The 25,973-nt window shown below is 63.1% G+C and carries 17 protein-coding genes; 9 read left to right on the top strand and 8 right to left on the bottom strand.

Features of this window, described 5'->3' with window-relative positions:
• Nucleotides 1-14 precede the first annotated feature (14 nt).
• The 5 genes from AUC43_RS09565 to AUC43_RS09545 all read left to right on the top strand — a co-directional run bounded on the left by AUC43_RS09565 (nt 15) and on the right by AUC43_RS09545 (nt 5,766).
• Nucleotides 15-578, top strand: coding sequence for a hypothetical protein (locus AUC43_RS09565; RefSeq protein ID WP_068192363.1), 564 nt, complete (start codon nt 15-17; stop codon nt 576-578).
• 58 nt (nt 579-636) lie between these two features.
• Nucleotides 637-2,115 carry a class I SAM-dependent DNA methyltransferase gene (locus tag AUC43_RS09560; RefSeq protein WP_068192359.1) on the top strand — a complete coding sequence of 493 codons (1,479 nt, stop codon included), beginning with the start codon at nt 637-639 and terminating at the stop codon, nt 2,113-2,115.
• Between the two features lie 291 nt (nt 2,116-2,406).
• Nucleotides 2,407-2,751: a helix-turn-helix domain-containing protein gene (locus AUC43_RS09555; protein WP_157781016.1), complete on the top strand. Its 345-nt coding sequence runs from the start codon at nt 2,407-2,409 to the stop codon at nt 2,749-2,751.
• Between the two features lie 481 nt (nt 2,752-3,232).
• Nucleotides 3,233-3,619 (top strand): hypothetical protein, encoded by a 387-nt coding sequence (locus AUC43_RS09550; RefSeq protein WP_068192354.1) that lies wholly within the window; start codon nt 3,233-3,235, stop codon nt 3,617-3,619.
• Between the two features lie 596 nt (nt 3,620-4,215).
• The gene (locus AUC43_RS09545) at nt 4,216-5,766 is read left to right on the top strand and encodes a hypothetical protein (RefSeq protein ID WP_068192352.1); all 1,551 of its coding nucleotides are present in this window, start codon (nt 4,216-4,218) and stop codon (nt 5,764-5,766) included.
• Nucleotides 5,767-6,007: 241 nt separating this feature from the next.
• Here the strand turns inward: AUC43_RS09545 and AUC43_RS09540 are convergent, their stop codons facing one another.
• Nucleotides 6,008-6,850 (bottom strand): alpha/beta fold hydrolase, encoded by an 843-nt coding sequence (locus AUC43_RS09540; RefSeq protein WP_068192349.1) that lies wholly within the window; start codon nt 6,848-6,850, stop codon nt 6,008-6,010.
• A gap of 270 nt (nt 6,851-7,120) precedes the next feature.
• Here AUC43_RS09540 and AUC43_RS09535 point away from each other — a divergent pair, with 270 nt between their 5' ends.
• From AUC43_RS09535 to AUC43_RS21560, 4 genes are all read left to right on the top strand, one after another.
• Nucleotides 7,121-7,612 carry a hypothetical protein gene (locus tag AUC43_RS09535; protein WP_068192346.1) on the top strand — a complete coding sequence of 164 codons (492 nt, stop codon included), beginning with the start codon at nt 7,121-7,123 and terminating at the stop codon, nt 7,610-7,612.
• Between the two features lie 128 nt (nt 7,613-7,740).
• Nucleotides 7,741-7,926 carry a hypothetical protein gene (locus AUC43_RS09530; RefSeq protein WP_068192342.1) on the top strand — a complete coding sequence of 62 codons (186 nt, stop codon included), beginning with the start codon at nt 7,741-7,743 and terminating at the stop codon, nt 7,924-7,926.
• Nucleotides 7,927-8,049: 123 nt separating this feature from the next.
• Nucleotides 8,050-10,341, top strand: a complete 2,292-nt coding sequence (locus AUC43_RS09525) for a PAS domain-containing protein (protein WP_068192339.1) — start codon at nt 8,050-8,052, stop codon at nt 10,339-10,341.
• 217 nt (nt 10,342-10,558) lie between these two features.
• Nucleotides 10,559-10,960 carry a type I restriction-modification system subunit M N-terminal domain-containing protein gene (locus tag AUC43_RS21560; RefSeq protein WP_082685011.1) on the top strand — a complete coding sequence of 134 codons (402 nt, stop codon included), beginning with the start codon at nt 10,559-10,561 and terminating at the stop codon, nt 10,958-10,960.
• Between the two features lie 176 nt (nt 10,961-11,136).
• Here AUC43_RS21560 and AUC43_RS21850 read toward each other — a convergent pair whose 3' ends face one another.
• The 7 genes from AUC43_RS21850 to AUC43_RS09485 form a co-directional block, all read right to left on the bottom strand.
• Entirely contained in the window at nt 11,137-11,505 is a 369-nt protein-coding gene (locus AUC43_RS21850; RefSeq protein WP_068192332.1) for a glycoside hydrolase family 16 protein, read from the bottom strand.
• A 119-nt stretch (nt 11,506-11,624) separates the two neighbouring features.
• A complete protein-coding gene (locus tag AUC43_RS21845; RefSeq protein ID WP_335340916.1) occupies nt 11,625-13,130 on the bottom strand; it encodes a BNR repeat-containing protein in 1,506 nt (501 codons plus the stop codon).
• A 66-nt stretch (nt 13,131-13,196) separates the two neighbouring features.
• On the bottom strand, nt 13,197-16,352 hold the full coding sequence (lacZ, locus tag AUC43_RS09505; RefSeq protein ID WP_068192329.1) for a beta-galactosidase, LacZ type: 3,156 nt from the start codon (nt 16,350-16,352) through the stop codon (nt 13,197-13,199).
• A 251-nt stretch (nt 16,353-16,603) separates the two neighbouring features.
• On the bottom strand, nt 16,604-18,760 hold the full coding sequence (locus AUC43_RS09500; RefSeq protein ID WP_068192327.1) for a glycoside hydrolase family 43 protein: 2,157 nt from the start codon (nt 18,758-18,760) through the stop codon (nt 16,604-16,606).
• 279 nt (nt 18,761-19,039) lie between these two features.
• Nucleotides 19,040-21,100 carry a DUF2264 domain-containing protein gene (locus AUC43_RS09495; protein ID WP_068192324.1) on the bottom strand — a complete coding sequence of 687 codons (2,061 nt, stop codon included), beginning with the start codon at nt 21,098-21,100 and terminating at the stop codon, nt 19,040-19,042.
• A gap of 219 nt (nt 21,101-21,319) precedes the next feature.
• Nucleotides 21,320-22,909, bottom strand: a complete 1,590-nt coding sequence (locus AUC43_RS09490; RefSeq protein ID WP_068192320.1) for a RagB/SusD family nutrient uptake outer membrane protein — start codon at nt 22,907-22,909, stop codon at nt 21,320-21,322.
• Between the two features lie 33 nt (nt 22,910-22,942).
• Complete coding sequence (locus AUC43_RS09485) at nt 22,943-25,915, bottom strand: SusC/RagA family TonB-linked outer membrane protein (RefSeq protein WP_233254143.1); 2,973 nt, start codon at nt 25,913-25,915, stop codon at nt 22,943-22,945.
• Between the last annotated feature and the right edge of the window lie 58 nt (nt 25,916-25,973).

The following is a 25,973-nucleotide window of genomic DNA, read 5'->3' as shown; positions in this document are numbered from 1 at the left end:
CCCTGCCCTACCCCATGCGTCTTTCAATCCTACTGGTCCTGACCTTACTGCTGGCTCCGTTTCGCGGCTTCTGCCAGAGCTACTCCTCGCTGCGCTCCCATTTCGTGGAGGCCCTGTTTAGCGACGACGCGGACCGGTACAAGCACGATGTCGAGTCGTTCATCGAAGACCCCGAAAATGCGGCGCAGAAAGCCGATGCGGAAGCGCTACTGTCGGTATTCAAGCTGCTGAACGACGACACCAGCGAGCAGCCCTACGTGTGCCAATTCAACCAGGCCATGCGCGAGGTGGGGCTAACGTATAGCGCCGCGGCCACAACCAACCCCTACCTGCAAATCCTCAAGGTGAAGGTGAACGGCCGCTACGTGGTGATTTTGAAGAACACGCACCGGCAAAGCGGCTACATGGCCAATTTCACCGGCGCTTCGCTCGATAAAACCAGCACCTCGCGCATCAGCCGCGGCATCGGCCTCTATAGTTGCGCCCGCATGACCCGCACCGACAAGCCCTTCTCGTACGCCTACGCCGGCGCCAAGAAGAGCGAGTACCTCTCCAACGAAACCGTCCCCTGCCCGTAGCGGCAGCCCCTTATCAAGGGTCCCCGTGCGGGGCCTCCCCTCTTTGCTTCCTACTTCCATGCGTCAACCCACCTTGAATGCTACTGCTCAATCCCTCGTCCAGCGCGTCTGGGGCTACGCTACCGTGCTCCGCGACGACGGCGTGGGCTACGGCGACTACGTCGAGCAGATTACCTACCTGTTGTTCCTGAAAATGGCCGACGAGCAGGCCGGCGCGCCCAACGCCCCCGCCGTGCCCGAAGGAAAAGACTGGGCCAGCCTGCGCGCCCTCGAAGGCGACGCGCTGGAGGTGCAGTACCGCCACCTGCTCTCCGACCTGGGCAAGGAGCCCGGCATGCTGGGCGTCATCTTCAAGAAGGCCCAGAACAAGATTCAGAACCCGGCCCGGCTCAAGCACCTGCTGGCCCTGATTGACCGCGAAAACTGGTCGGGCCTGGGCTTCGACGTCAAGGGCGAGATTTACGAAGGCCTGCTGCAGAAAAACGCCGAGGACGTAAAAGGCGGCGCCGGCCAGTACTTCACCCCGCGCCCGCTCATCCAGGCCATTGTGGAAGCCGTGGCCCCCACCCCCGGCCAGACCATCTGCGACCCGGCCTGCGGCACGGCGGGCTTCCTGCTGGTGGCCCGCGATTACCTCGTCGACACCTACGGCAAGGACATGGACCGCGAGCAGCTCAAGTTCCTGCGCGACCACACCTTCCACGGCACCGACATCGTGGACTCGGTGGTGCGCCTGGCGGCCATGAACCTCTACCTGCACGGCGTGGGCTCAACCGAAAGCCCGGTGCAAAACCGCGACTCCCTCCTCTCCGACCCCGGCGAGCGCTACGACTTTATCCTGGCCAACCCGCCCTTCGGCAAGAAGAGCAGCATCACGGTGATGAGCGAGGAAGGCCAGACCAGCAAGGACACGCTCAGCTACGAGCGCACCGACTTCGTGGCCACCACCAGCAACAAGCAGCTCAATTTCGTCCAGCACATCTACACCATCCTCAAGGTGGGCGGCACGGCCGCCGTGGTGCTGCCCGACAACGTGCTCTTCGAGGGCGGGGCCGGCGAAACCATCCGCCGCAAGCTGCTGCAGGACTGCAACGTGCACACCCTGCTGCGCCTGCCCACCGGCATCTTCTATGCCCAGGGCGTGAAGGCCAACGTGATTTTCTTCGAGAAGCGCGCCGCCGCCGAGCAGGCCCAGACCAAAGACCTGTGGGTGTACGACCTGCGCACCAACCAGCACTTCACCCCCAAGGGCAACCCGCTCACCCTGGCCCACCTGCAGGACTTCATCGCCTGCTACGGCAAGCCCGGCCAGCGGGCCCAGCGCCAGGAGACCGAGCAGTTCCACCGCTACGAGCTGGCCCAGCTCCTGGCCCGCGACAAGGTGAACCTCGACATCTTCTGGCTCAAGGACGACGCCCTGGAAGACAGCGCCACCCTGCCCGCCCCCGACGTGCTGGCCCTGGAAATCACCGAGAACCTGCAAGCCGCGCTGACGCAGTTCGCCAGCATCGCCGAGGAGCTGGAGATAGCGGAGTAGCACCGTTTCTGCAACGTCGCCACGAGTAGAGCTTTTGCCTATTCGTGGCGACGTTATCATTCGCCTTCGCCCGACAAACGCCGGGCGGGAGTTAAGGAAGCACGGCAACCTTGCGCCAATTCAACTAGCTGTCATTAAGCTTTTTGTAAAAAAGGAGAAATACTACGGTAACGGGCCCCTTGGGGTTGTCGTAAAGGAGGCATGAGAAACATGACGAGTCCTCTACCCGCAGGAACCACGCCTTCAACCTTCGCAAAAAAAGCTGGTGAGCAACCATTCTATGGGTTCACCATGTGGCCGACCCTTATCGCTCCGCTACTCGAGGAACTGGACCGGTATGCCCGCCGAGCGGTCCGCGAAGAGTACGAGTTGCTGCTGGCAGAGAAGGCTGCCGCCGTGGAAGCCGACCGGAACGACCAGGTTTTAACCGTGAATCAGGCCGCTCAGCTTCTAGGGCTATGCCCCGAGACGGTCTACCAGTGGGTCAGGACTAAGAAGCTTCAGGGCTTTAAAGTAGGTCGCGAGGTACGCGTCAAACGGGGCCACGTGCTGGCTGCCTTGGAACTGCAAATTCAACCCAACGGGCGACGCAGATACGGGCGCCGCACCACGGGCCGCCCCAGCAATGCCAGCTAATCTTCGTGGTGCGTGCCCGCTACTCGCCAGCGACAAAGGGTGTTCCCACCTACCACTTGTGGTCGAGGTTAACGGAGTCATCGTCGGCTCCCGCTACTGGTCAGCCCTGTTATTACCCAGCAAGTACAAAACTTAACAGTTCCCTAACCTGGGATAACCGGTTTTTATCGCGGGTTTGGCCGCTTTATGGTACCGTTCTAGCAAGTCGTCACCGGTTAAAAATCCTGCGTGGAGTGATTTGAACGACAAACAGGTGCCCGAGGCTGGACAAGCAACCTAAAAACCGTTGGGCTGGGATACCCTCGCCCTCCCCTGGGTATCCCCTTCCTGTCCCGCCCCGCCTGGGGGGCCACAATTTGTAGTGGGTGCCCCAAGATTTTTCAATAATTTCTGGGTTCAAGATAACAGGTGAGTATAGTGGTAGACTGCCACGTCCGAGCGGCGAAAGGCAAGCCCCAGCGCAACACAAGTGCTGCAGGTCATGCTTCGGGGGTTTCGCCCCGAGGCTACGGTCTTCTTTCCGCTGGCCAACTTTTACAACGAAGCCGCCAGCGTCGACCAGGGAAGTGTTGTCGAAATGCACTGCCGCTTCAGCCAGTTCACCATTCCGTCCAACCCCAACGCCCGCGGCAACCTGCGGTTGGAGTTGGTCCCGATGAGGAAGGCGCTCACCCTGGCGCAAATCGCGGAGTTACGAAACTTCTACATGGCCCGCGGCATGGACGGCTGGGCCCGAGCCTACGACCGCATGCGCACAGACTTCAAGCTCACCGAGCACCAGGCCCGCGAGAAGGTCAAGGCCGTGCGCAGCGAGGAGCAGTTCAAGCAGCTCAACCGCATCCTTCACCAGGCCCAGCTCGACCACTAGGACGGCAAGGTCAAGAAGACGCTCGGGGGCTACACCCTGGCCCGCATCAAGGAGGGCTTCCCCATCTACCAGAAGCCCACCAAGACCAAGTAACCACCCCCGGCTTTTACACTTTTTTCCGGGCCTACCCATCTCATAAACCCTTGACTCTGAAACCCACATCGAGATTATTTCGCCAACTGTACCCGAGTAAGGGGGAGGAGACGCGGGGAGCCCTGGACCGGGTAGCCGGGGGAGGATACCTGGCGGGGAGCCCGGGACGGAGCCTGGTGGCGGGGAAACCGGGAGCGGGGGCCTGGTGGGGTGCCCCCGGCACAACGGACATGAGATGGCTTCCAGAACTACCGCGCGCCCGCGCGCCCGAGGCAACTCTGTTTTACGAATTTTTTAAGCTCGACCGGAAAACGGCACCACGGTCGGCGTATTTACCCCCAGAAGGCCGGACCTGGTCTTCCGAGGAGCCGCACTCATCCAGAGCGGCCGGGGCTGGGGGAGGTTTGGTTTAGGCCTTCCCCGGCGCTCCATCCCGCCCAACTAGCCCGCCGGTCGTGGAACACCGGAGTCACCCTTCCCGCCAACACTAAACCCCGCCCCCCGTGGCCGCCACCTACGTTACCAACCGCGTCTTCAACGTCCCCGGCAAGCTCGCCGACATCCCCAGCATGCTCTGCGCCTTCGGCTTCGACGAGCACAGCATCCACCACCACCAGGACAAGTACGCCGACTTCCTCAGCTACCTGGTCACCGCCCCGTGCTTCAACCGCCACCTGAAGCCCGGCGACTTCGTGCCCGTCAACCAGTGCGTCCTGAAGCAGAAGTACGGCTCCCGCTACGTCAAGGACATGCTCCACAATCTGACCAGCACCGGCGTCATCGAGTGCGATGGCACCGCTGACCACCGCACCGGCAAGAGCTACGGCTACCGCATCGCCCCGGACTACGTTAGCAAGGCCGTCGCCCTGTCCCCCTTCAAGCCCGAGGTCCTGGCCAAGCGGCTCGACGCCTGGGCCGCCCTCGACCTCAAGGGCCTCCGCAAGGAGCGTTTCCTCAACCGCATCCACAAAGACATGAAGCACCTGCGCATTCGCCACGAGGCGGCCCACGCCCACCTCGACGCCATCGCCGCGGCCACCGGCGAGTTCCTCTTCGAGCACAAGTTCACCCTCTCGGTCAGCCACTGCCCGCTGAAGGCCTACGCCGATCTCCTGGACGAAGCCGCGGCCGAGAGCCCGCTCATCATGCTGCCCGAGCGCAAGGAGGTCGCCAAGCGCGTGCGAGACGCCCACAAACGCGGCGAGTTCGAAAGCACCTACTACCTGGTCATGCAGCAGAGCGTGCGCGACGCCCTCGTGGCCAACACCATCGCTGTCGACATGCTCCGCCGGCTCGACACCGGGCTCACCCAGCGCCCCAAGGTGCACCGCAAAATTGGCCGGCGGGAGGAGTACTTCAAAGAAGTGGACGGCGAGATGGTCAAGAAGTTTCGCATCGTCTACTACAAGGACCCCACCCGCCAGCCCCACCTAGCCCGGGTCTACACCTTCCTCACCAACTTGGCCACCCACCTCCGCCCCTTCCTCTACCACGTCAAGCACGAGGACGAGGTGCTGGTCAACCTAGACATCCGCAACTCCCAGCCCTTCCTCCTCAACGTGCTGCTCAACCACCGCTACGAGGGCCAGCAGCGGCCCAAGGACGTGCGCCGCTACATGCGCTTGACGGCCAGCGGCACGTTCTACGAGCTGGTCGCCCGGGTCCACGGGCTCCGCGCCGCCAGCTCCCGCGAGCGCCGCGAGTTCAAGTCCAGGTTCTTCGGCTCGGTCTTCTTCTGCAAAATGGAGCACACCGCGGGCAGCCAGCTCGGCCAGTGGTTCATGAAGCACTTCCCCAACGTCTACGAGCTCATCGCCTACAACAAGCGCGAGGCCTACCACAACCTGGCCATCGAGATGCAGCGCATCGAAGCCAACCTGGTCATCGACGTGGTGACCACGGCCCTCCAGACGAAGAAAATCTGGTGCGCTTCCATCCACGACTCCATCGTCTGCCGCCCCGGCGACCAGGAAGCGGTCATGGCCATCCTTGCCGACGCCTTCGAACAGGCCGCCGGCATCAAGCCCAGCATCAAGCCCGAGCCCCTGAAGTAATACCCCCGGGCCCGGAGCCCACCCCGGACGCCCCCGCCGCTATCTTTGCCGGTGGGGGCGTTGTTGCGTTGTACGCCCCGGCGCCCTGATTGCCTAACCTTGAAGCCTTGCTCCACGCGCAGGAGCCCGTTTTGGCAACAAGTAAATTGATGCGGGCGGGGTCTCCTCCCTGGCAGGTCGGTGATATTCTTTATGGTTTTACCCAATTATAATATCGGTAACGCGCTGCACCGGGTTTCCGCTACCTCGTGCGCGTACGACCGCTAGGACTGACGGCCCCAAGACCATCCTTTTGCTTGGGCCCTGACTCATTCACTGCACCATTTCCACCAAGCGGGGTAGGCTTTCGACTAAGGGGCTTACCAGCCAAGGTTTGGAGCAGCGCGGCCCGGAGGCTCTCGGGCTGCGTGAGTACCATCAGGTGGGTTCCCTGTGCAATCCTCACCACTTCTGGGCTTTTCGACCCCGGCAGGATCCGGTCGCGGTCGCCGTGCAGGCGGACGGGCGAGGGCGGAGGAGAAACGCTTTCCCAGGTCAGGATGCAGTCAAGAGCCCGCGAAAAGTAGTGGGCCGGCATTGTTTGGAGCATTGCGTCGAAGAGCTGGGCCTCCGCAGGGGTGCGAATTCCGAAGGTCCGCCGGGCGGCGTGTGCGTACCATCGACACCCGGCATCGCCAAACAGCCGGTGCAAGGGCAGCAACTTCAATTGCTTAATGCTTAGCGGAATTTCCTGACGGCTGGCGGCCGATGAGATGAGAACCGTATGCGCGGGCCGATAGACTTTGGCAATCTCGCTGGCACACATCCCCCCAAACGATACGCCCACCAGAGCGTAGGCCGTGGTGGTGTCCAGCTGGCCGGCCAGCCGCAACGCATAGTGCGGCAGGGTTTCCTTTTTCTCTACCGGCACCCAGTTGATGGTCTTAACCCGGTACGGCAGGGACAGGTGCTGAAAAAGTCGGCCATCCAGCCCCAAGCCCGGAAATAGGTAAACGGTGAGCGTATCGGTTGCGCCAACCGACTGTCCATGGCTCCACGAGGGTCCAGCCAGTAAGAGCACCAGCAAAATAAAGGCTTTGGGCATATACGGGCCCCTACCGGGTGTCGGGAAAACAGGTGACCGAAAAAGTAGGGCCTGCAGACACATCCCCTCGCGGTGCAGACCATAAAGGTACGGGAGCCTCTTGCCGCCTCTGAGGTCTCCTTGTATATTTATTTATTTTAATTACACTGAAAGGCGCACTGAAAAGCCTGAAATTCATTCGCTATTGGTCGATAAATCAATAATTTATGCAATCGTTTCAATTGAATAGAAGTCATGAATTCTATAATCTTTATTTGCTGTAGGCTGGGTTTGTTGCCACCTTTATCCGCCGGCTCGCCCCTGCCCGCCGCCGAACTCGACCTGCTCCAAATCGAGCTGACCATTGCCAAGCAGGGGGGAGGATTCGAACTGGGCATCATCGACAAAGGCAAGCTCACGCCCTTCACCTGCCCCGACTGCCACGGCGCCCTCACCCAGCTCATCGAGGGCCAGCTCATCCGCTACCGCTGCCACACCGGCCACGCCTACACCGTAAGCGCCCTGCTAAGCGAGGTCACCGAGTCGGTGGAGAGCATGCTCTACCAGTCCATGCGCGGGCTGGAAGAAGCCAGCATGCTGCTCCAGAACCTGGGCCAGCACTTTGCCGACGCCGAGCAACCGGACGTGGCCGCGCTCTTTTTGCGCAAAGCCGCCGAAAGCGGCCAGCAGGCCCGCCTCGTCCACCGCTCCATCCTGCAGCAGGAAGCCCTCAGCGGGGACTTGCAGTTCCAGAAAAAGAAGCTGCCGCATCCGGCCGACTAACGAGGCGGCCGGCGGAGGCCGTTTCGGGCCCGCCAAAGGCCGGGGTGGAGCTGGGCGCCTGCTTCGGTGCCGCATCCTTTCGGGCATGCGCGCGCCCGTCCCGTTGGCTAAGCCAACAACCCGCCGAGGTGGGCACCGCCACGGACCAGCCGGCACTGCTCACCCGCGGCCTGAGCGTGGTCGGCGGCACCGCGCGGGCGCCCAACCCTTACGAACGGTTCCTGCTCGACCCGTTCGTGCGCGGCAACCTAACCCTTGACCGGGTGCTTGCGCCCATGGAGTCGAAGCAATACGAGCAAGTGCGACGCCTGTAACACCGGTCGCCAGCCGCGGCATCCAGTGCGCTTGGCCGCCTCGATCAAGCGCTTTCCGCTGGCCAAACCCGTACCTTCCTGAAAATCCTGCTTGATTGCCCTTTAGTGCTTGACGCCGTGCCGATGCCCGACCCCTCCTTACCCGGCCTGTCCGGGCCGGCCCCCGAGGCACCGGCGCACCGCCAGCGGCTCCACGCGCTGGTGCAGGCCGCGCCGGCCTGTCTGGCCGGCCTCTCCGGGCCGAGGCACGTCGTCACGGTGAGCAACCCCCTGTTTCGGCAGCTGTTTGGCGACCGGACGCTGGCGGGCCTGCCCCTGCGCGAGGCGCTGCCGGAGTTGCAGAGCCAGCCGTTTTTCGAGTTGCTCGACGGGGTGTACGCCTCCGGCACCGTCTGCCACGGCCCCGGGGAGGTCGAATTCCGCGACGCCACCCGCCCCGACCCGCGCGGGCCGGTCCACTTTACCTTCATCGCGCAACCGCAGCGCGACCCCCGGACGGGGGAGGTCACGGGCCTGCTGCTGTTTGCCTACAACGTGAGCGCCCACGTGCGGGCCCGCCGGCAGGCCGAAGCGCGCGGCGACCGGCCCGCCGCGACTGCCCAGCAGCTGGCCGTGGCCAACGCGGCGCTGGCCACCAGCAACGAGGAGTTGTCCGTGACCAACGAGGAACTGGCCGTCACCAACGCGGAGTTGGACGCCACCATCGGCCAGCTCACGGACAGCAACCAGCACCTGGCCCGGGCCAACGCGGCGTTGAAAGCCGCCAACGCCGACATCCGCGCCCACGCCGCCGAGCTGCACCTGAGCCAGCAGGCCCTGCGCCAGCTCAACCGGCAGCTGGAAACCCGGGTGCGGGAGCGCACCGGCCAGCTGCAGGCCGCCCTGCGCGCGGCCGAGCAGCAGCGCGCGACCATCGCGGCCGTCTTCGACCAGACGCCCGCCGCCGTGAGCCTGTTGCGCGGCCCCGAGCTGCGGCTGGAGTACGTCAACGATAGCTACCAGGCCCTCTACCCGGGCCGGGTGCTGCGCGGCCGGCCGCTAGCCGAGGCCCTGCCCGAAGCCGAAGCGCAGGGCTTCCTTGCCCTGCTGCACCGGGTCTACGCCACCGGCCTGCCCTACCACGGCCAGGAAATGCCCCTGGTGGACGAAGGCCCCAACGGCCCGCGCACGCGGTTCTTCGATTTCACCTACCAGGCCTTCCGGGAAAATGGCGCCGTGGTGGGCGTGGCCGTGTGCGCCTTCGACGTGAGCGAGCAGGTGCGGGTGCGCGAGCAGGTGGCCGTGGCCATCTTCCGGGGCCCGCGCCACGTCATCGAGCTGGCCAACCCCGCCGTGTGCGCCATTTGGGGCCGCACGGCCGAGCAGATGCTCGGCCAGCCGCTCTTTGAGGCCCTGCCGGAGGCGGCCGGCCAGGGCTTCGAGGAGTTGCTCGCTGGCGTGCTGGCCACGGGCGTCCCGTACGTGGCCACGGAACTGCCCTCCACGCTCGACCGGGCCGGGCAGCGCGACACCGTGTACTGGAACTTCGTCTACCAGCCCCTGCCCGACGCCGACGGCCGCATCACGGGCATCACGGTGGTGGCCACCGACGTGAGCGAGCAGGTGCGGGCCCGGCAGGTGCTCGAAAAACTCGGCCAGGAGCTGGCCGCCGCCTACGCCACCCTGCGGGTCGCCCACGTCGACACGGAGCTGGTCAACGCGGCCCTGTGCGAGAGCAACACCCAGCTGACGCGCACCAACGCCGACCTCGACAGCTTTGTGTACGCCGCCAGCCACGACCTCAAGCTGCCCGTGCTCAACCTGGCCGGCCTCATCGGCGAGCTGCGCCGCGGCGTCACCTTCACCGACCCGGCCGAAGAAGGCGTGCTGGTGCCCCTGATCGAGCAAACCATGCGCCAGCTCACCGCCACCCGCGACGACCTGTCGGCGCTGGGGCAGATGCAACAAGCCGCGCTGGACCCGCCCGAGGCCCTGAATCTGGAGGAACTGGTCGCCGACGTGCTGCAGGTGCTCGAACCCCAGGTTCGGGCCGCGCGCGCCCGCGTCACGGTCGACTTCGCGGCGCGGCCCGTGGTCTCGTACCCGCGCGCCGGCCTGCGCACCATCGTGCTCAACCTGCTCAGCAACGCGTTTAAGTACGCCGACCCGGCCCGGCCAGGCCGGGTCCACGTCTCGCTCTGGCTCGACGCCGGTCAGCCGGTGCTGTGGGTGAAAGACAACGGCCTGGGCTTCGACGCCGCGGCCCACGGCCCCGACCTGTTTCAGCTCTTCCGGCGCTTTCACACCCACCCCGAGGGCACCGGCGTGGGCCTCTACCTCGTCAACCGCTTGGTGCAGGCCACCGGCGGCCGCATCGAAGCGGACAGCCGCGTGGGCGAAGGGGCCACGTTTCGCGTCTACCTCGGCCTGCAGTAGGCGCGGGCGGCGAGGAATTATTTGAGATTTACTTGAGCCGGTGGATAGATTCCATAAAGAGCTTCTTGCAGGGAACCGCGGGGCAAAGCTTTCATCGTTCAAAAAATTCTCTTTGCACCCTATACCGTACCTAAAAAAATCAAAAAAACCTCCCACGGTATCATGAGAGGCCTTATTTGTACCTGATACGGGACTACCCTCTTCGCTACCTACTCCCATGCGTCAACCCACCTTGAATGCCACCGCCCAATCCCTCGTCCAGCGCGTCTGGGGCTACGCCACCGTGCTCCGCGACGACGGCGTGGGCTACGGCGACTACGTCGAGCAAATCACCTACCTGCTGTTCCTGAAAATGGCCGACGAGCAGGCCGGCGCCCCCAACGCCCCGGCCGTGCCCGCCGGAAAAGACTGGGCTAGCCTGCGTCCCCTCGAAGGCGACCCGCTGGAGGTGCAGTACCGCCACCTGCTCTCCGACCTGGGCAAGGAGCCCGGCTGGCCCACAGCCCCGTGCGGGCTTTGTCAAACGGGCTGGCGGCGGCAGGGTCGGTATCGGGCATGGGAAGAAAAAGGAAAGGCGCGGCCAAAGGTACCGGCGCCGGACAGTACCTTGGCCCGGTGACGTTCTACCAATTCAACCCTTTGCCCGAGGAGCAGCAGCTGGCCGCCCTGGGGCGTGTCGAATTTCCAACTACCCTGCTCTACTCGCCAGTATTTGTGTATGATGCGGCGTTTGCCCTTGCCGCTGTGCCGTCGCCCGCTGGCCCTGGGCGGCACGTTACTTCCCCGCGCCCTGGGCTAGCGCTGGTACACCCGCACGTAGTCCGCTTCAAAGCGGTTGGGAAAGGCCGTGTTGTTAAGCGGGCCGCCGTTGTCACCGCCCAGGGCCAGGTTTAGCAGCACGTAATGGGGCTGCGTCATGGGGTTGAACCCGGAGCCGTCCTCGTTAATAGTTTCGGTGAGGGGCGTTTCGTTTAGCAGTTCGTCATCGACGTAAAGGCGGATGGCTTGCGCGTCCCAGTCCATGCGCCAGACGTGAAATTGGTGGGCCCATTCGGGGTCGGCAAAGCTGGTCACGGGTTTGGTCTGGCTGTGCCACCGGGCATTATAATGCTGGCTGGTGCCCGAGGCGACGTTAGCGAAGATCTTCCCCTGGTAGTACTCCATTATATCGATTTCGCCATTGGAGGGTCAGGGCTGGCTCACATCCAGGGTCCAGAAAGCGGGCCACAAGCCGGGGTTGGGGCGCGGCTCGTGCCGGGCTTCAATGACCAGCAGGCCGCTTCTCAGCGGGCACTATCGGGTAGGTACCATTGCAGCTCGTGGTTGCGCACAAATCCGTTTTCAAACTTTAATCTTCGGGGGTCGTGCGGTCCGGGGGTGTTGAACTCGTCGACCCATACCAGCTTCCAGCCATCGGCCGCATGCGTGGGCGCCGCGGAGGCGCGGCCCACCGGCGCGGCTACGGTGTTGGGGTTCCATTCCAGGATGTACACCGGCTGGGGGGCCAGCTTCTCCAGGGTCTCGCCGTCGCCCTGACCAGTGCGCTGCACGAACAGGCTGAGCACGCCTTGTTTTTTCCAGCGCTCGGTGTCGTAGCTCGGCTCCCAGCTGCCCACGGAGATGGTGGTGAGGTCGGTGGTGGTCCACTGGTTCTTGGTCAGGTCGACGCATTGGGCTACCGATATCCGGTCCTGGCGCTCGGCATCTCGGAAGAGGACGTACACCCTACGGTGCCCCTTCTTCTCCCCCACCAGCACCTGAGGGCGGGCCATCGGAATCTTCTTGGTGCCGGCGCCGCTCAGGCTAAACGGGGTCGTGCGCTGGCCTACTTGCGCTGTTTTCCACTGCTTCGCTTCCAGGTACACCAGCTGGTACTGCGGAACCTGCATACCCGCCGGCCGCCAATACGTGGCGATGTAGGGGTTGCCGCTGGCATCGGCCGTGATGGAGGTCTGGTTTATCAGCTCGCTACGCTGGGGGATGCGGCAGGCGTACTCGGCCGTGCGCTCGGTAATGGGCACCTGGTAACGCTCGCCGGTGCTCTTCTGCCAGGTTTTGCCGCCGTCCAGGGAGCGGGCATAGGCCATGTCGTGGTTGGAGGCCACATCCGGCGACTCGCGCCACACCCATGACACGTGAATGGTGCCCCGGGCATCGATGCAGGCCTGCCAGTAGGCATTGCGCTGGCCCTCGCCGTCAATCAGCACGTCGTGCAGGCGCCTCCATTGCCGGGTTTTGGGGCGGTAGCGGTTCAGCACGAGGTTGCCGTTGCCGGAGCCACCGTCGCGGTACATAAACAGCAGGTCGCCGTTGGGGAAGCGGTGAAACTCCGGGTAGCTCACTTTCTGTTCCTGCTGGCCGGTCATGGGCTGCAGCTCGCCCATGTCCAGGGAGCCGGGCACTTTACTGCGGCAGTAGTGCAGCGGGTTGTTGTGGTGGTCGAAGGACAGGTGCACGTAGCCGGCGCCGTCCACCATCAGGCTGATGACGTTGTGCGCGTCCTTCACATTGCCTTGGTATTGCGTGCGCTGCACCTGCCACGGCCCAGCCGGCAGGTGACGCTTGGCCAGCACCACGTAGCCCAACGAATCATAGTAGGCGGTGAACTGCTCCCGCTTGTGCGTCACCACAGAATTCTTGCGGAACACGGCGCCGTTGACGTTGTTGCGGGCCCAGCCTAGCCCCAAGGCCGTTTGAGCACGGCTGGCCCGCGGCAGCCCTAAGAGGCTGCCCAGCACCAGTAATCCCAATAGTAGGTAGCGGCGTGAGCCTGAAGAAGGGTGCTGCATGGCTGGTAGTAGCAAAATGTAGTGTCGAAAACGAGCGAAAGAACCGAAAATTTGCCTAAGCGGCCCTTAGGGCTGCGGCGTTTTCTCATCCACCAGCCGCAGGGTGTAGCTGTAGGAGTATGTTTTATCGAGCAGGCGGTACTGGTCGTGGGGCAGGGCGCCCCAGCTGTTGTCGCCGCCCACGCCGCGCTGCTTCAGGTCCACGCTCAGGTACACCTGGTCGTGGCGCTTCACGTCGCTGAGGTGCTGCTGCTTTTTGCTCAGGCCGGGGTCCAGCTCTTCGGTGCGCACATCGAGGGCGCTGAAGCTGAGCGGCTGGGTGCCTTCTACCCGCAGGCCCAGGCCAGCAGCATTGGTGAGCGTGAGCCAGCGCGTTTCGGTGTGGTTGCCCCCCTCCTGGGGCCGAATGTAGTTGTTGACAAACTGGTTGCGCACCGAGTCGCGGTACAGGCCCAGGAAGCTGGCCGTGTTGCGGTCGTTGTAGTTTTCCCAGGGGCCGCGGCCGTAGTAAGCCAGGTTATTGTAGCGGCCACCCAGCTCCATTCGCATGCCGAAGCGCAGCAGTTCGGGCAGCTCGCGCCCCGTCATGTCCATGGAGGCCGTCACCTGCACCGCCCCATCGGGCCCGATGAGGTAGGCCACGGTATAGGGCACGGCGATGTCGGTAAGCAGGTATTCCACCTTGATGGACAGGCCGGCAGCCGACTGCTCCCCTACTGTTACGCGCTGCACCTTGCGCGCCGTGTGGGCCGTGCGCCACACGCTCAGCTTCAGGGGCATGCCGCTCCCGAAGTCATTATCGGTGGGCGCGCGCCAGAAATACGGCTCGGGGTACTGGTTGATAATCTGATTTTGGCCCAACCGGTAGTTGCTCAGCCGTCCCTGCGCGGTGTTGAACTCGCCGCTCACCTCGCCGGCCGCAAAGGTCAGCTTGTCGCCGTCGCGCTTGATTTGCAGCCTGGTGCTGGCCGCCACGGTTGGGCGCGTGAAATACCTGGTCTCAGGCGTGAGGCGAAACTGCTCGCGGGCCACTTCGTGACCGGCCGGCACCAGCGGGGCGGCGCTTTTGGATCGGGCAAATACGTTAAGTACATACTCCGTGCCCGGCGCTGCCGCCAGCGCGGGCAGCGGCAGCTTCACCTCCTGCTCCTGGCGTGGCGCCAGCTTCACGCCAAAGGTGCCGGTTTTCGTCACCGCGCCGTTCTTCAACAGCTCCCAGCGGAAGACATAGTTGTCCAGATTGCGAAAGGAAAAGCCGTTGTGCACCGTGAGGCGCCCCGCGGCGGGCTGCGCTGCGCTGAAGCGAATGTCCTGGTACACCTTTTTCACCTCGTACAGGCCGGGGTGCGGGGTGCGGTCGGCCGCGACGAGGCCGTTGGCGCAGAAGTTCTCATCGTTTTGGCGGTTGTAGCCGCCCAGGTCGCCGCCGTAAGCAAAGTACGGCAGGCCGTGGTCGTCGGCCTGCAGGCCCTGGTCAACCCAATCCCAGATGAAGCCGCCCTGCAGGTGCGGCTTGCTCCGAATCAAGTCCCAGTACTCCTGAAAGTTGCCGTTGCTATTGCCCATGGCGTGCGAATACTCGCACATGATGAAGGGCCGCTTTTTGTCGGTGGCCGCAGCGTAGCGCTGCATGGAGCCCATGCCGGGGTACATGGGGCATACGATGTCGGTATCGATGTCTTCGCCGGCTTGCTCAAACTGCACCGGTCGGCTGGGGTCGCGCCGCTTCATCCAAGTGTAGGCGTCGTGAAACACGGGGCCGTTGCCGCACTCGTTGCCCATGCTCCAGATAATGACCGACGGGTGGTTTTTGTCGCGCTCCACCAGCCGCTCGATGCGGTCGAGGTGGGCGGGCGCCCACGCGGGCAGGTAGGCCGGGTGCTTACTCTTGTCGAACCAGCTCTGAAACTCAGCGCCCATGCCGTGGCTTTCAATGTTGGCCTCGTCCACGAGGTAGAAGCCCAGCTCGTCGCAGAGGCGGTACCAGCGCTCGTCGTTGGGGTAGTGGCTGGTGCGCACCGCGTTGATATTGAACTGCTTCATCAGCTGCAGGTCGCGGCGCATGCCGGCGGCGGTCACCACGCGGCCAGTGGTGGGCTCCAGCTCGTGGCGGTTCACGCCGTGCACTTCCACCGGCACGCCGTTCACCAGCAACTGGGCGTTTTTGATTTCGACTTTGCGGAAGCCCAGCTTGCAGCCGGTTACGGCCAGGGCGCGGCCCTGGGCATCTTCCAGCGTGAGGCGGCACTGGTAGAGCGTGGGGATTTCGGCGCTCCATGGGCGCACGTTTTTGATGGTGCCGCTCAGCTTCACGGTCTGCGTGCCGCTAGCGGCCAGCGCCGGCACGGGCTGCTGCTGGCGCAACACCGTTTTGCCGTTCGCGTCCAAAATTTCCACTGCCAGGTGGGCCGGGGTGCCGGCCGCCGCGGCGAAGTTGCGCAGCGCCACATCGGCGCTGAACTGGCCGTTTTTATAAGTTTCGTCCAGGTCGGCGTGGGCAAAGAAGTCCCAGATGGTTTGCTGGGGCAAGCTGTAGAGGTACACGTCGCGGTCGAGGCCCGAAAGCCGCCAGAAGTCTTGGTCTTCGAGGTAGCTGCCATCGTGCCAGCGCATCACCTGCACCGCCAGCAGGTTTTCGCCCGGCTTCAGGTACTTCGTGATGTCGAACTCGGCCGGCGACTTGGCCACCTTGCTCATGCCCACGCGCTGGCCGTTCACAAACACTACCGCGTAGCCCGAAATGGAGCCAAAATTGAGCAGCACCTCGCGCCCGGCCCAGCCAGCCGGCACCGTGAAGCTGCGCCGGTAGCTGCCCACTGGGTTGTCGCGTCCGTCGATGAACGGGGGGGTGCGCGGAAACGGATACGTAATGTTGGTGTAGATGGGCGTGCCAAAACCCTGCAACTCCCAGCTGGAGGGCACGGCAATGGATTTCCAGGTCGCGTCGTTGAAGCCGGGCTGCTGGAAATCCAGGGGCCGCTGGTCGGGCCGGGCCACGTAGTTGAATTTCCAGGTGCCATTGAGCGCCTGGTAGTAGGGCGAGCGGGTGTAGTCGTTGGCGGCCACATCAGCGGGCCGCTCATATACCATGAAGCTGGCGTGCGCCTTCTCCTTGTTCTGGTCTACCACTTCGGGCTTCTCCCATTCATTGGGGGTTTGCTGGGCCGAGACAGCCCCGGCTGCGAGGAAAAAGCTTAAGGTCAGAAATCGAAAAATAGCCATAAACGGGTGGGTATAGGTCGTGAAATAGCGCGAGGCAGCCGGTGCCGAGCCAGATAGATGCACGGCCTGAAAATCTGCTGCAATACTAGCCCCACGCCCCGGGCGAGGCGGGGGCATTTTCATTGAATGGGGGTACTTTTTCGGCAGTGCCGCCACCGTGGCGCTTGAGCCGTTAGCCCAACCATCTACAACTGCGGGGCATCCCGGTTTACGCGCTGCTGAGTCAGCCCCTACGGCCCCGCACGGGAAGATTATTTCCCTCGCACTGGCCGAATTCCAGCGTGCGTGGGAACCACTGGCTTGATGCTCCCGTCGGGGTTGAACTCCAGCTTGTCAATGCACACCTCGCGGTGGTAGCCGGCGGCCTGGCCCATCCCGATGCCCTGCGGATAAGTGAACCGGTGGTACACCAGGTACCACTCGTCGCGGCCCGGCACCTGAATGGTAGAGTTGTGGCCCGTGCCGTAGATGCCCGCAGCCGCGTCCTTGCTAACGACTAGGTTATTGGCCGGCACCGTTAGCGGCCCCAGCGGCGACGTGGCGGTGCCGTAGCGCACCCGGTAGTCGGGGTCACGGGTGTCGTTTTCGCTCCACATGAAGTAGTAGGTGCCGTTGCGGTACAGCACGTGGGTGCCCTCGCGGAAAGTGGCATCCGGCGTGAGCACCCGCTGCGTTTCGGGCTTCAACGAAATCAGGTCGTCGTTTAGCTCGGCGGCGGCCATGTAGCCATTGCCCCAGTACAGGTAGAGCTTGCCGGACTTGGGGTCGCGAAACACGTCCGGGTCAATCTGCTGGCCGCCCTTCACGCCCTCGGGCAGCTTATCCAGCAGGGGCTTGCGCGAGTCTACGAACGGGCCGGTGGGGCTGTCGGCCAGGGCCACCCCAATCTTGGCGCCCGCGCAGAAATAGTAGGCGTACTTGTAGCCGGTGGCCGTTTTCTGCTCGATGATGCAGGGGGCCCAAGCGCTTTTTTTAGCCCAACTCACGTCCTTCTCCAAATCCAGGATGGTGCCCTCGTCTTTCCAGCTCACCAAGTCCGGCGACGAAAACGCCTTAAAGTAGGTGCCCGACCAGCCCGTGAAGCCGTCGCTGGTGGGGTAGAGGTAAAACTTGCCGTTTTTTTGCGAGTACAGAATGTCAGGGTCGGCGTAGTAGCCGCTCAGGGCCGGGTTGTGCGTTTCGGTGGCGCTCACGGCGAAGGTTTGCTCGCGGCCACCCACGCGCACCGCGTAGCGCACCGGCCCCTTCGTGAAATCGCGCCGGCCCGCCGGCGTGAGGCTCACGCCCGCAAAAGTGGCAAAGGCCGGATCGAATGCCTGGAGGTTAGTGCCTGGCTGCACCAGAAACGCCACCTTGCCGCCCGCCGTGTCGACTACGGTGTTATTGCGACGAATGGCGGGGTTTAGGGCCGATTGCAGCACGTCGGACGGGGCCAGCCAGCGGACCGCCAGCCGGGCCGCCTCGGTGGCCGTGATGGGCAGCACGGTGCCGTGCCGGGGGTGAAAGTTCATGCTCACCGCGTTGTCGACTACCGCAAAGTGCTGCAGGTCGCGGGTGCGGGTAAACTGGTACTTGCCCTTGGTGTACACGTCGTACATTAGGATGTAGTCGTCCGAGTTGTTGAGTTTGAAGGTGCCGGCGCCTTCCACCGGGTCGGTGGTTTGCTGCACGTACTGGTCTTGGAGTACATAGCCGCTGGTGAGCTTATCCGACACGGCGATTTTGATTCCGTTGCCCTGGCCTTCGGTCTTGAAGAACAAGTAAAACTTACCGTCTTTCGCTACGATGTCGCCGTCGATGAACGAGCCGTTGGTGGGGCTGACAAACAGTTGCTTGAGCTCGCCTTCCAGGTCCGTAAAGTCCTTGTTGGCATAGGCGTAGTAAATTTTATCGGGGTCGTTGCCGTACTTCAGCGAGAAGTAAACCAAGTACTTGCCGGCTTTGGCGTCGTAGATGGTTTGCGGGGCCCACACCCGCTGCAGCGTTTCCTGGCCGGGGTATTTCTTCTGGATGTTGACCACGCTGGACTTCCAGTTAATCAAGTCCGTGGAGCGCAGCAGCACCATGGCCCGGTTCGAGCTCCAACCGTTGGCCGAGACCATGTCGGTAGCCACCATGTAAAATGTCTTGCCATCGGCCCCGCGCAAAATGTGCGGGTCGCGCACCCCACCGGTTTCGCTGATGGCGGCCGAGCTCACCACCGGCCGGTTGCCGTTGAGGGCCACGTAGCGGTAGCCGTCGGGACTGAGAGCGAAGCGAATGGCCTCCTCCGGCTTGGTGTTGCCCGTGAAGTACACAAACAAGTAGGCGCTGTTTTTCTCTTTGGCGGGTGGACCAGGTTTACGGGCTGCAGCCGGCTGAACCAGCCCCAGCAAGGCGAGCACGAGCAACAGGAAACTATGTCTCATTTGGTTGATAAATTGGCTTAAGCGACCTGGTCACCCGGGCCAAGGGCTCCAGGTAGTCCAAGCAAAAAACTCAGGTAAAGGCATACCTGAGCAATAAAAATTTACGAACGCACGGCCCGACCAGCAGCCGGCAAAAGGTCCCACCTCTCACCGGCCAACAGCTCCTTTAGCAAAGGGGCCGAGTTTTCACTTTCAGCTCAACTGAAGTCTCACCACACAGCTGGCATCCTATTTCGCTCTGGTCAGCGCCGTACGTTCGTTAAAGTTGGTTACTGCGGTTTAGTTGAATTTTATGGTCTTGCTGCTGCCGTCGCTGAACGCCACGGCCACGCTGCCATCCTTGGAAGGCTTGATTTTTTTCACGGGCATCAGCTCGTCATCTGTCCAGGGTTGGCCGGCTTTCTTCCAGAGCAGCAGCGCGGCAAACAGCGTGGGCTGGTTCGCCGACACCCGCCCTACCGCATTGATGATGGCGCTTTCCGGCTTCACCGGGTGCAGGCCGGTGGTGGTCAGGGTTTCCAGCTTGTCCCAACCGCTGAGGGGCACCATCGCCAGTTGGTAGGTGCCGTTGTCGATGAGCTGCACCTCGTGGCCCTTTACCTTGCGGGTGGTGCGCCGGATGGTACCTGTGAGGTTAGGCAGAGCGTAGTGGCCCAGGCGCAGGGCGGCGGCTTCCGAGCTGTAGCTTTGGTCGACGCGCAGGATGCCGTTGGGCAGGGTCACATCGGCCAGGTGCAGCTTGATGTCTTTGTTGGATTCCAGCTCTGCGTCGCGGTAATACACCCCAGCCTCGAACTTGCGGAAGGCGTAGAGGCGCAACGGCTCCCACTTATTGTCCTTGTTTTTGAACACGTAGTCCATGGCTACTTCACCGTTGGGCCCGTCGGCCTGCCAGGGAAAGGCGCTGTTGTAGCTCAGGCGGTTATAGCTTTCGTTGCCGCGGTAAGGGTCGCTTTTGTCCTGAACCGATGTAACCCGAATTTCGGCCGCGCCGCAGTTGGGGTAATCGGTGACGAGGATATTGGGGCCCGGCTCAAACTTGTTGAACACCGTGCCTGTGGCAATGTCCTTGCTCCAGGGCCCATCGTTTTCGGTGGCTGTCCAGAAGGGGCTGTCGGCCGGCACCAGCAGGCCCAGGAAGGCCTTGCTCATCCAGAACACGCTGCCCCGACAGCTATACGCCTGCACGGCCGGGTCGAAAGGGCCATAGAACCCCAGGGTGGGGATGTTGTCCTGCAGGAAATCCGGGTTTTCCAGGAATTGCATCAGCGTGCCCGAGGCGATGCGCCGCATCCAGCCGAAGTTGGTGCCAGCCTGGGGCTGCAGGCCCATCAGCGGGAAGGGCACCACCGCCGCAAAGCGGTAGGTGATGCTACGGCCCCACATTATCATGCTGCCATCGCGGCCGAACATGTAGGGGTACGTATCCTTGAGCGGGGCAAAATTGGCCGTCAGTTGGGCTGCTACCTCCGGGTAATGCGCCCGCCCGTAGTATTCGGACCACAGCCGGCCGTACATCTGGAAGGCCCACATGCTGTAGTAGTCGAAGGTAGGCGCATCGTGGTACCAGCCTTCGCCGCGGTAGTGGGTCAGTTGCTTTTGCAGGTATTCGGCCATCAGCTTTTCGTTGACGGCGTAGCCCCGGCTTTGGTAGAAGCTCAGGATGAATAGGTTGAAGTAGCGCCAGTTCTGGGGCACGGTGGGCCCGTCGCCGTAGCTGAGCATGGTGGCGGCCAGCGCGTCTTTGGTGGCCTTGGGTAGCGGGTCCCACAGGATTTCGGGCGCCGCAAACAGCGCCACCGACAGCCCCCCAAACTCCACCAGATTCTGGCTCGGGCCACCGTCCTTGGCTCTGGGTTGGATATACGCTAGGCTGGCCGGGTTCACCAGCTGGGCCAGCTGGTGGCGGTAGTAGTCTCCCACCTTCACGCCGTTCAAAGTCAGGCCGGGGTCTTCTTTGAGCAGCGGCGCGGCCATAAACAGCGTGCGGCACAGGCCTTCGAGCTTTTCGGTGGGCACCTGGCCGGCGTTGCGCGGGTAGCTCTTGCCGGGCTGCTTCGGAAATTGCATCGGGTCGTCCAGCGTGTGCACGTAGCTGAACGCGCCCGCGAGCAGGTAGCGGGCCGCATCCTGCCAGTGTCGGCGCGCAAGGCCGGTATAAGGGCTCAGCTGCTTATCGGGGCTTTTGACCTCGAACAGCGGCAGCTTGGTAACCGCCGGTGTTACGTGGGTGTCGAAGAAGGGAGCGGTGGCACTTGGTTGTGGTTGGGCCAGTGCTGGTCCTCCCGCTAGCAGCGCGAGGCTCAGCAGCCAGGAGCGAGTAGTGGAGCGCGGGGTCACCGGAGCAGCAGCAGGCCTTTGGGTAGGGAAAGGAAAGCGGTCTATCAACTCGAGAATAGGTAAGCGTAAGCGCAGTCGGTCGCCTGGCCGGGCAACCCCTGCCAGCGGAGGGTAAGAGACCTGGCTTTCACCGTCACCATGGGTTGCTTCGCGCCCAGGGCCGGAGCCTGTTTTCTACTAACAGACTCCGACACAGGCGGCCAACCACCGATTAAACTATTAGTAGCCGGGGTTTTGCGCAAGCGTGGCATTCACGTTGCGGTCGATTTCCGACTGCGGCACGGGCAGCAGCAGGTGCTTGCTGGTCAGGCCCGTGATGGAGGCGCCGTTGAGGCGGGTGGCGCGGTCTACGAGCGTGCCGGTGCGCATGAGCGTGAGGCGGCGCTGCTCCTCCCCTATCAATTCGCGGGCGCGCTCGTCCAGAATAAAGTCCAATGTCATCTGGCTGGCCGTTACCTGGGCGGCCTGGGCGCGGGTGCGCAGCACGTTAATGCTGGCCGCGGCCCCGGTCGTGTTGTTTTGCTTCACCTGGGCCTCGGCCAGCAGCAGGTAGGTTTCCCCCAGGCGCATCATGGGCACGTCCTTGATGGTGCCAAAGCCGAAGGCATCGGCCGGGTTATACTGGTTCCACTTGGTGGTGTAGGGGGTGATGAAGTAGATAGTGTCGGTGCCCTTGAGGCCGGTGACGCGCTTGCCGAAAAGGGCGGTTTGGGCGGGGTCGTTGTAGTAGAAGCGACGCTTGAGGTTGTACTTGGAGTTGCGCATGTCGGCGTTCTCGTTGGCCGGGTACAGGCGGTAGTCTACCCAGTTGCTGAGGCGCATCCGGCCAATGCCGCGCCCGCCCAGCGAGTCGGCGATTATCATGCCTTTCACGTTGTAGTAGCCCGGTACCCACATGCGGCGCTGCTGGGCGTTGGTCTGGGCACCGGGCACGTTGAGTTGCTGCTCTAGGCCCCAGATTAGCTCAGTATTGCCCTGGTTGCGGCGCTGGTTGCCCACCACAAACATATCCGAGAAGTAGTCGCCGGGTGAGGTGGTGCGCACCCCGTAGCGGGCCGAAATCAGCTTGTACTGGTTGCTGCTAATGAGCGTTTGCAGCACCGTCTGGGCTTGATCGGGCTTGTTCATGCGCAGGTACACTTGTCCTAGCAGCTGCTGGGCCGCGCCCTGTGCAATGCGCCCCGAGGCTGCCTTGCTGGCATTGAACAGGTTGGGGATAGCCGTCGTGAGGTCCGTTACGATGAAGTCGTTTACGGCCGCCACCGGCGTGCGCGTGAAGTCGGTGCGCGGCGTGGTCACGGGCTGGTCCACCAGCGGCACGTCGCCGTAGAGCGTGGCCAGCAGGTCGTAGGCGTAGGCCCGGTAGAAGCGGGCTTCGGCCGAGATGCGGTTTTTGTAGCCCTGGCGCAGGGTGCCGGGCGCAGCGGCGGCCCCGGCAATTATCTGGTTGGCGTTGTTAATGATGCGGTAGGCCTGGCTCCAGAAGTAGGCGGCGCCCCCATCCTGCGAGTTGAGCAGGGTGTAGTTGTAGTAGGGCACCTCAATGCCCTGCACTTGGCCGGGAATGGCTACGTCGGTGCCTTCCTGCATGATGCCCAGCATGCCCTGGCCCGGGCTGTCGGTGGTATAGAGGTCGCGCGCCACCGACTGCAGGCCGGCCATTGCGGCCTCAAAGCCCAGCGAATCGACCAGCACGGTCTGGGGGGTGTAGAGCGAGGGCGGGTTTTCGTCCAGAAAATCCTTTTTGCAGGAGCTCAGCAGCTGAGCCGTGCCCAGCAGACCCACAAAAATTAAAGCGAGGCGTTTCATAATCAGTGATGTAAAGCGAGTGGGAAGAAGAAATTAGCGCAGGCTCACGCTGAGGCCGCCCACGATGCTGCGCACGTTGGGGAAGTTGGTGCCGCCGTTGCCGGTGCCGTTGCCCACGGTGTAGCCCTGCTCGGGGTCCCAGCCCACCCACTTGGTCCAGGTGTAGAGGTTGCGCCCGCTCACGTACACCGACAGGTTGCCCAGGTGCCATTTCTCGGTCAGCGTGGCCGGGACGCTGTAGCTCAGCGTCACGTCCTTGAGGCGCGTGAAGCTGGCGTCGCTGGGGTAGCCGTAGCCGCGCGGGTTGGTGAAGTTGAGGCCGGGGCGGTCCTGGCTCAAGTTCTGGGGCGTCCAGTAGCCAATTTCCTGCGGCAGGTTCACGCGCCCGCCCAGGTCCACGAAGTTCAGGTTGCCGTTGTTGCGCAGCACCCCCTGCACCGTCTGCAGAAACACCCGCAAACTCAGCCCCTTGTAAGTAAGGGTGTTGGTGATGCCACCCTGCCAGTCGGGCAGGGCCGTGCCCTGGTATTGCCGGTCGTTGCTGTCGATTTTGCCGTCGCCGTTGATGTCGGCAAATTTCAGGTCGCCGGGCTTGGCGCCGGGGTCGGTTTTCGACACGTCTTCGCCCTGCTGCCACACGCCGGTTTTCACGTAGGTGTAGATGCCGTAAAGCGGCTTGCCGATGAACAGGTTGCTGCCGATATCGTCGGCGCCGGTGCCAAAAATCTGCGTCACGCGGTTGCGCACGGCCGAGAAGTTGAGGCTGGTTTCCCAGGTGAAGTTCGGGGTCTGCACGTTTGCCGTCGTCAGCGTGGCTTCGATGCCTTGGTTGCGCACCGAACCGACGTTATCCAGAATTGAGTTATAGCCGGTGATAATCGGAATCTGGCGCGCCAGCAGCAGGTTGCTGGTTTTGGCATCGTAGTACTCCACCGTGCCCGTGATGCGGTTCTTAAGCACGCCGAAGTCGACTGCGTAGTTGGCGCTGGTGGTGTGCTCCCAGGTGAGGCTGCTGTTGCCGATAGAGTTGGCCCGCAGGCCCACCGCCGTCACGCCGGCGTAGGCGTACTGCAGCTGGGCCAGGCCCGTAATGGTCTGGTAAGGGTTGATGGCCTCGTTGCCGGTGGTGCCGTACGAGAAGCGCAGCTTCAGCACGTTCAGGATGCTGTTGTCTTTCAAAAACGCCTCGTTGGCTACGTTCCAGCCCAGTGCCACCGAGGGAAAGACACCGTACTTGTCGGCGTTGGCCCCGAACACGGAGGAGCCGTCGCGGCGGGCCGTAGCCGTGAACAGGTAGCGGCTGTCGTAGTTGTAGTTGAAGCGCAGCATCTGCGAGAGCAGCCCCCGGCGCTCGCTGTACGAGCCGATGGTCGGCGTCAGCGAGCCGCCCCCGAGGCCGTTGTAGCCAATGTTGTCGTTGATGAAGCCGCTGGCGTTTTCGGTGGTCGTGTAGTACGTATTCTGCTGGGCACTGTAGAGGGCCGTCACATCCACGTGGTGCTTGCCGAAGTTTCGGTTGTAGCTCAGAATGTTCTCCAGGGTGTAGTTCATGCGCTCGTCATTCGTGAGCTGCGCGTAGCCGTTGAGGTTGCCGAAGGCCCGGCCCTCGTAGTAGGCCGAGCGATAGGGCCGGTACGCGTACGTGCCGTTGAGGCGGTAGCGCAGCCCTTCAACCGGCAAGTCCACTTCGGCGTAGCCCGTACCCACGAGCTGGTTCACGCGGTTTTCGCGCTTGGTGGTAAGGCCCAGCATGGGGTTTTTCAGCAGCAGCTCGGGCAGCTGGGGGTAGATGGCGTACGTGCCGTCGGGATTAGTCAAGTTGCCGTAAGGGCTAGCTATCTGGGCCAGCGTGAGGTCGGCCCGGCCGCCGCCGTCGTTGCTGGTCGAGAAAAACGACGAAGTACCGATGCGCAGCCAGGGCTTGATATTGGCGTCGATGTTGCTGCGCAGGCTGTAGCGCCGGAACTGGAAGCCCTTGAGCACTCCGCGCTGGTTGAAAAACTCCCCCGACACGAAGTACTTCACGTTGTCGTTACCACCCGACATGGACACGTTGTGGTCCTGAATCGACCCCTGCTGCCCGATTTCCTTCATCCAGTCCACCGTTTTGCCGGCTTGTAGGTTCACCACCTCGCTGGAGTTGGGCAGCGGCTGGGTGGGCGTGAAGCCACGCTGGGCCGCGAAGTCGAGGTACTTCTGCGCGTAGGCCGGCCCATCGAGCGGGTGCAGCTTGTTCACCAGGTACTCGGGGCCGCCGTAGCCGTTGTAGCGAACCTCGGGCGTGCCGGTTTTGCCCCGCTTGGTGGTGATGAGGATAACCCCGTTGGAGCCGCGCGTGCCATAGATGGCCGTCGAGGAGGCGTCCTTCAGCACCTCGATTGAGGCGATGTCGTTGGTGTTGATGTCATTGAGCGTACCCGGAAACGGCAGCCCGTCCACCACAAGGTAGGGGTCGGTGCTGGCCGAAATGGAGCGGGCCCCCCGGATCTGGATTCGGGGCTGCGCCCCTGGCACCGCCGAGCCCGTTAACACGTCGACACCCGCCACCGCGCCGGCCAGCGCCTGCGCCACGTTCGACACCGGAATTTTCTCCAGCCGGTCCTGCCGCACCGATACCACCGAGCCAGTCACGTCTGAGCGTTTCTGGGTACCGTAGCCCACCACCACTACCTCGTTGAGGGCCTGCGTGTCGGGGGCCAGCCTCACGGTAAACGTCGACTGGCTGCCCACTGCAATTTCCTGTTTCACGTAGCCCACGTAGGAAATGACCAACGTGGGCGCGGAGGCGCCAGCCGTAATCTGAAGCGTGAAGCCACCGTTGGCGTCGGTGCTGGTGCCGGTGGTCGTGCCTTTCAGCACCACCGTCACACCGGGCAGGCCCGCGCCTTTTTCATCGAGCACGGTGCCCGTGATGGTGCCATCGGCGGCCGGGGCGGCCAGCCCATAGGGAGCCGTCGGGTTGGCGGCCCAGCTAGCAGGGGCTTGGGCTACTGCTAATGGCAGCACCCCGCAAAGGAGTAAATGTTTTGCCTGCATATGATTTAGAAAAAAGGCAGCTGACTTT

Source organism: Hymenobacter sedentarius, from assembly GCF_001507645.1.
Taxonomy (GTDB): domain Bacteria; phylum Bacteroidota; class Bacteroidia; order Cytophagales; family Hymenobacteraceae; genus Hymenobacter; species Hymenobacter sedentarius.
Note: the sequence above shows the minus strand (reverse complement) of the source record. Positions and strands in the feature narration are given on the sequence as shown.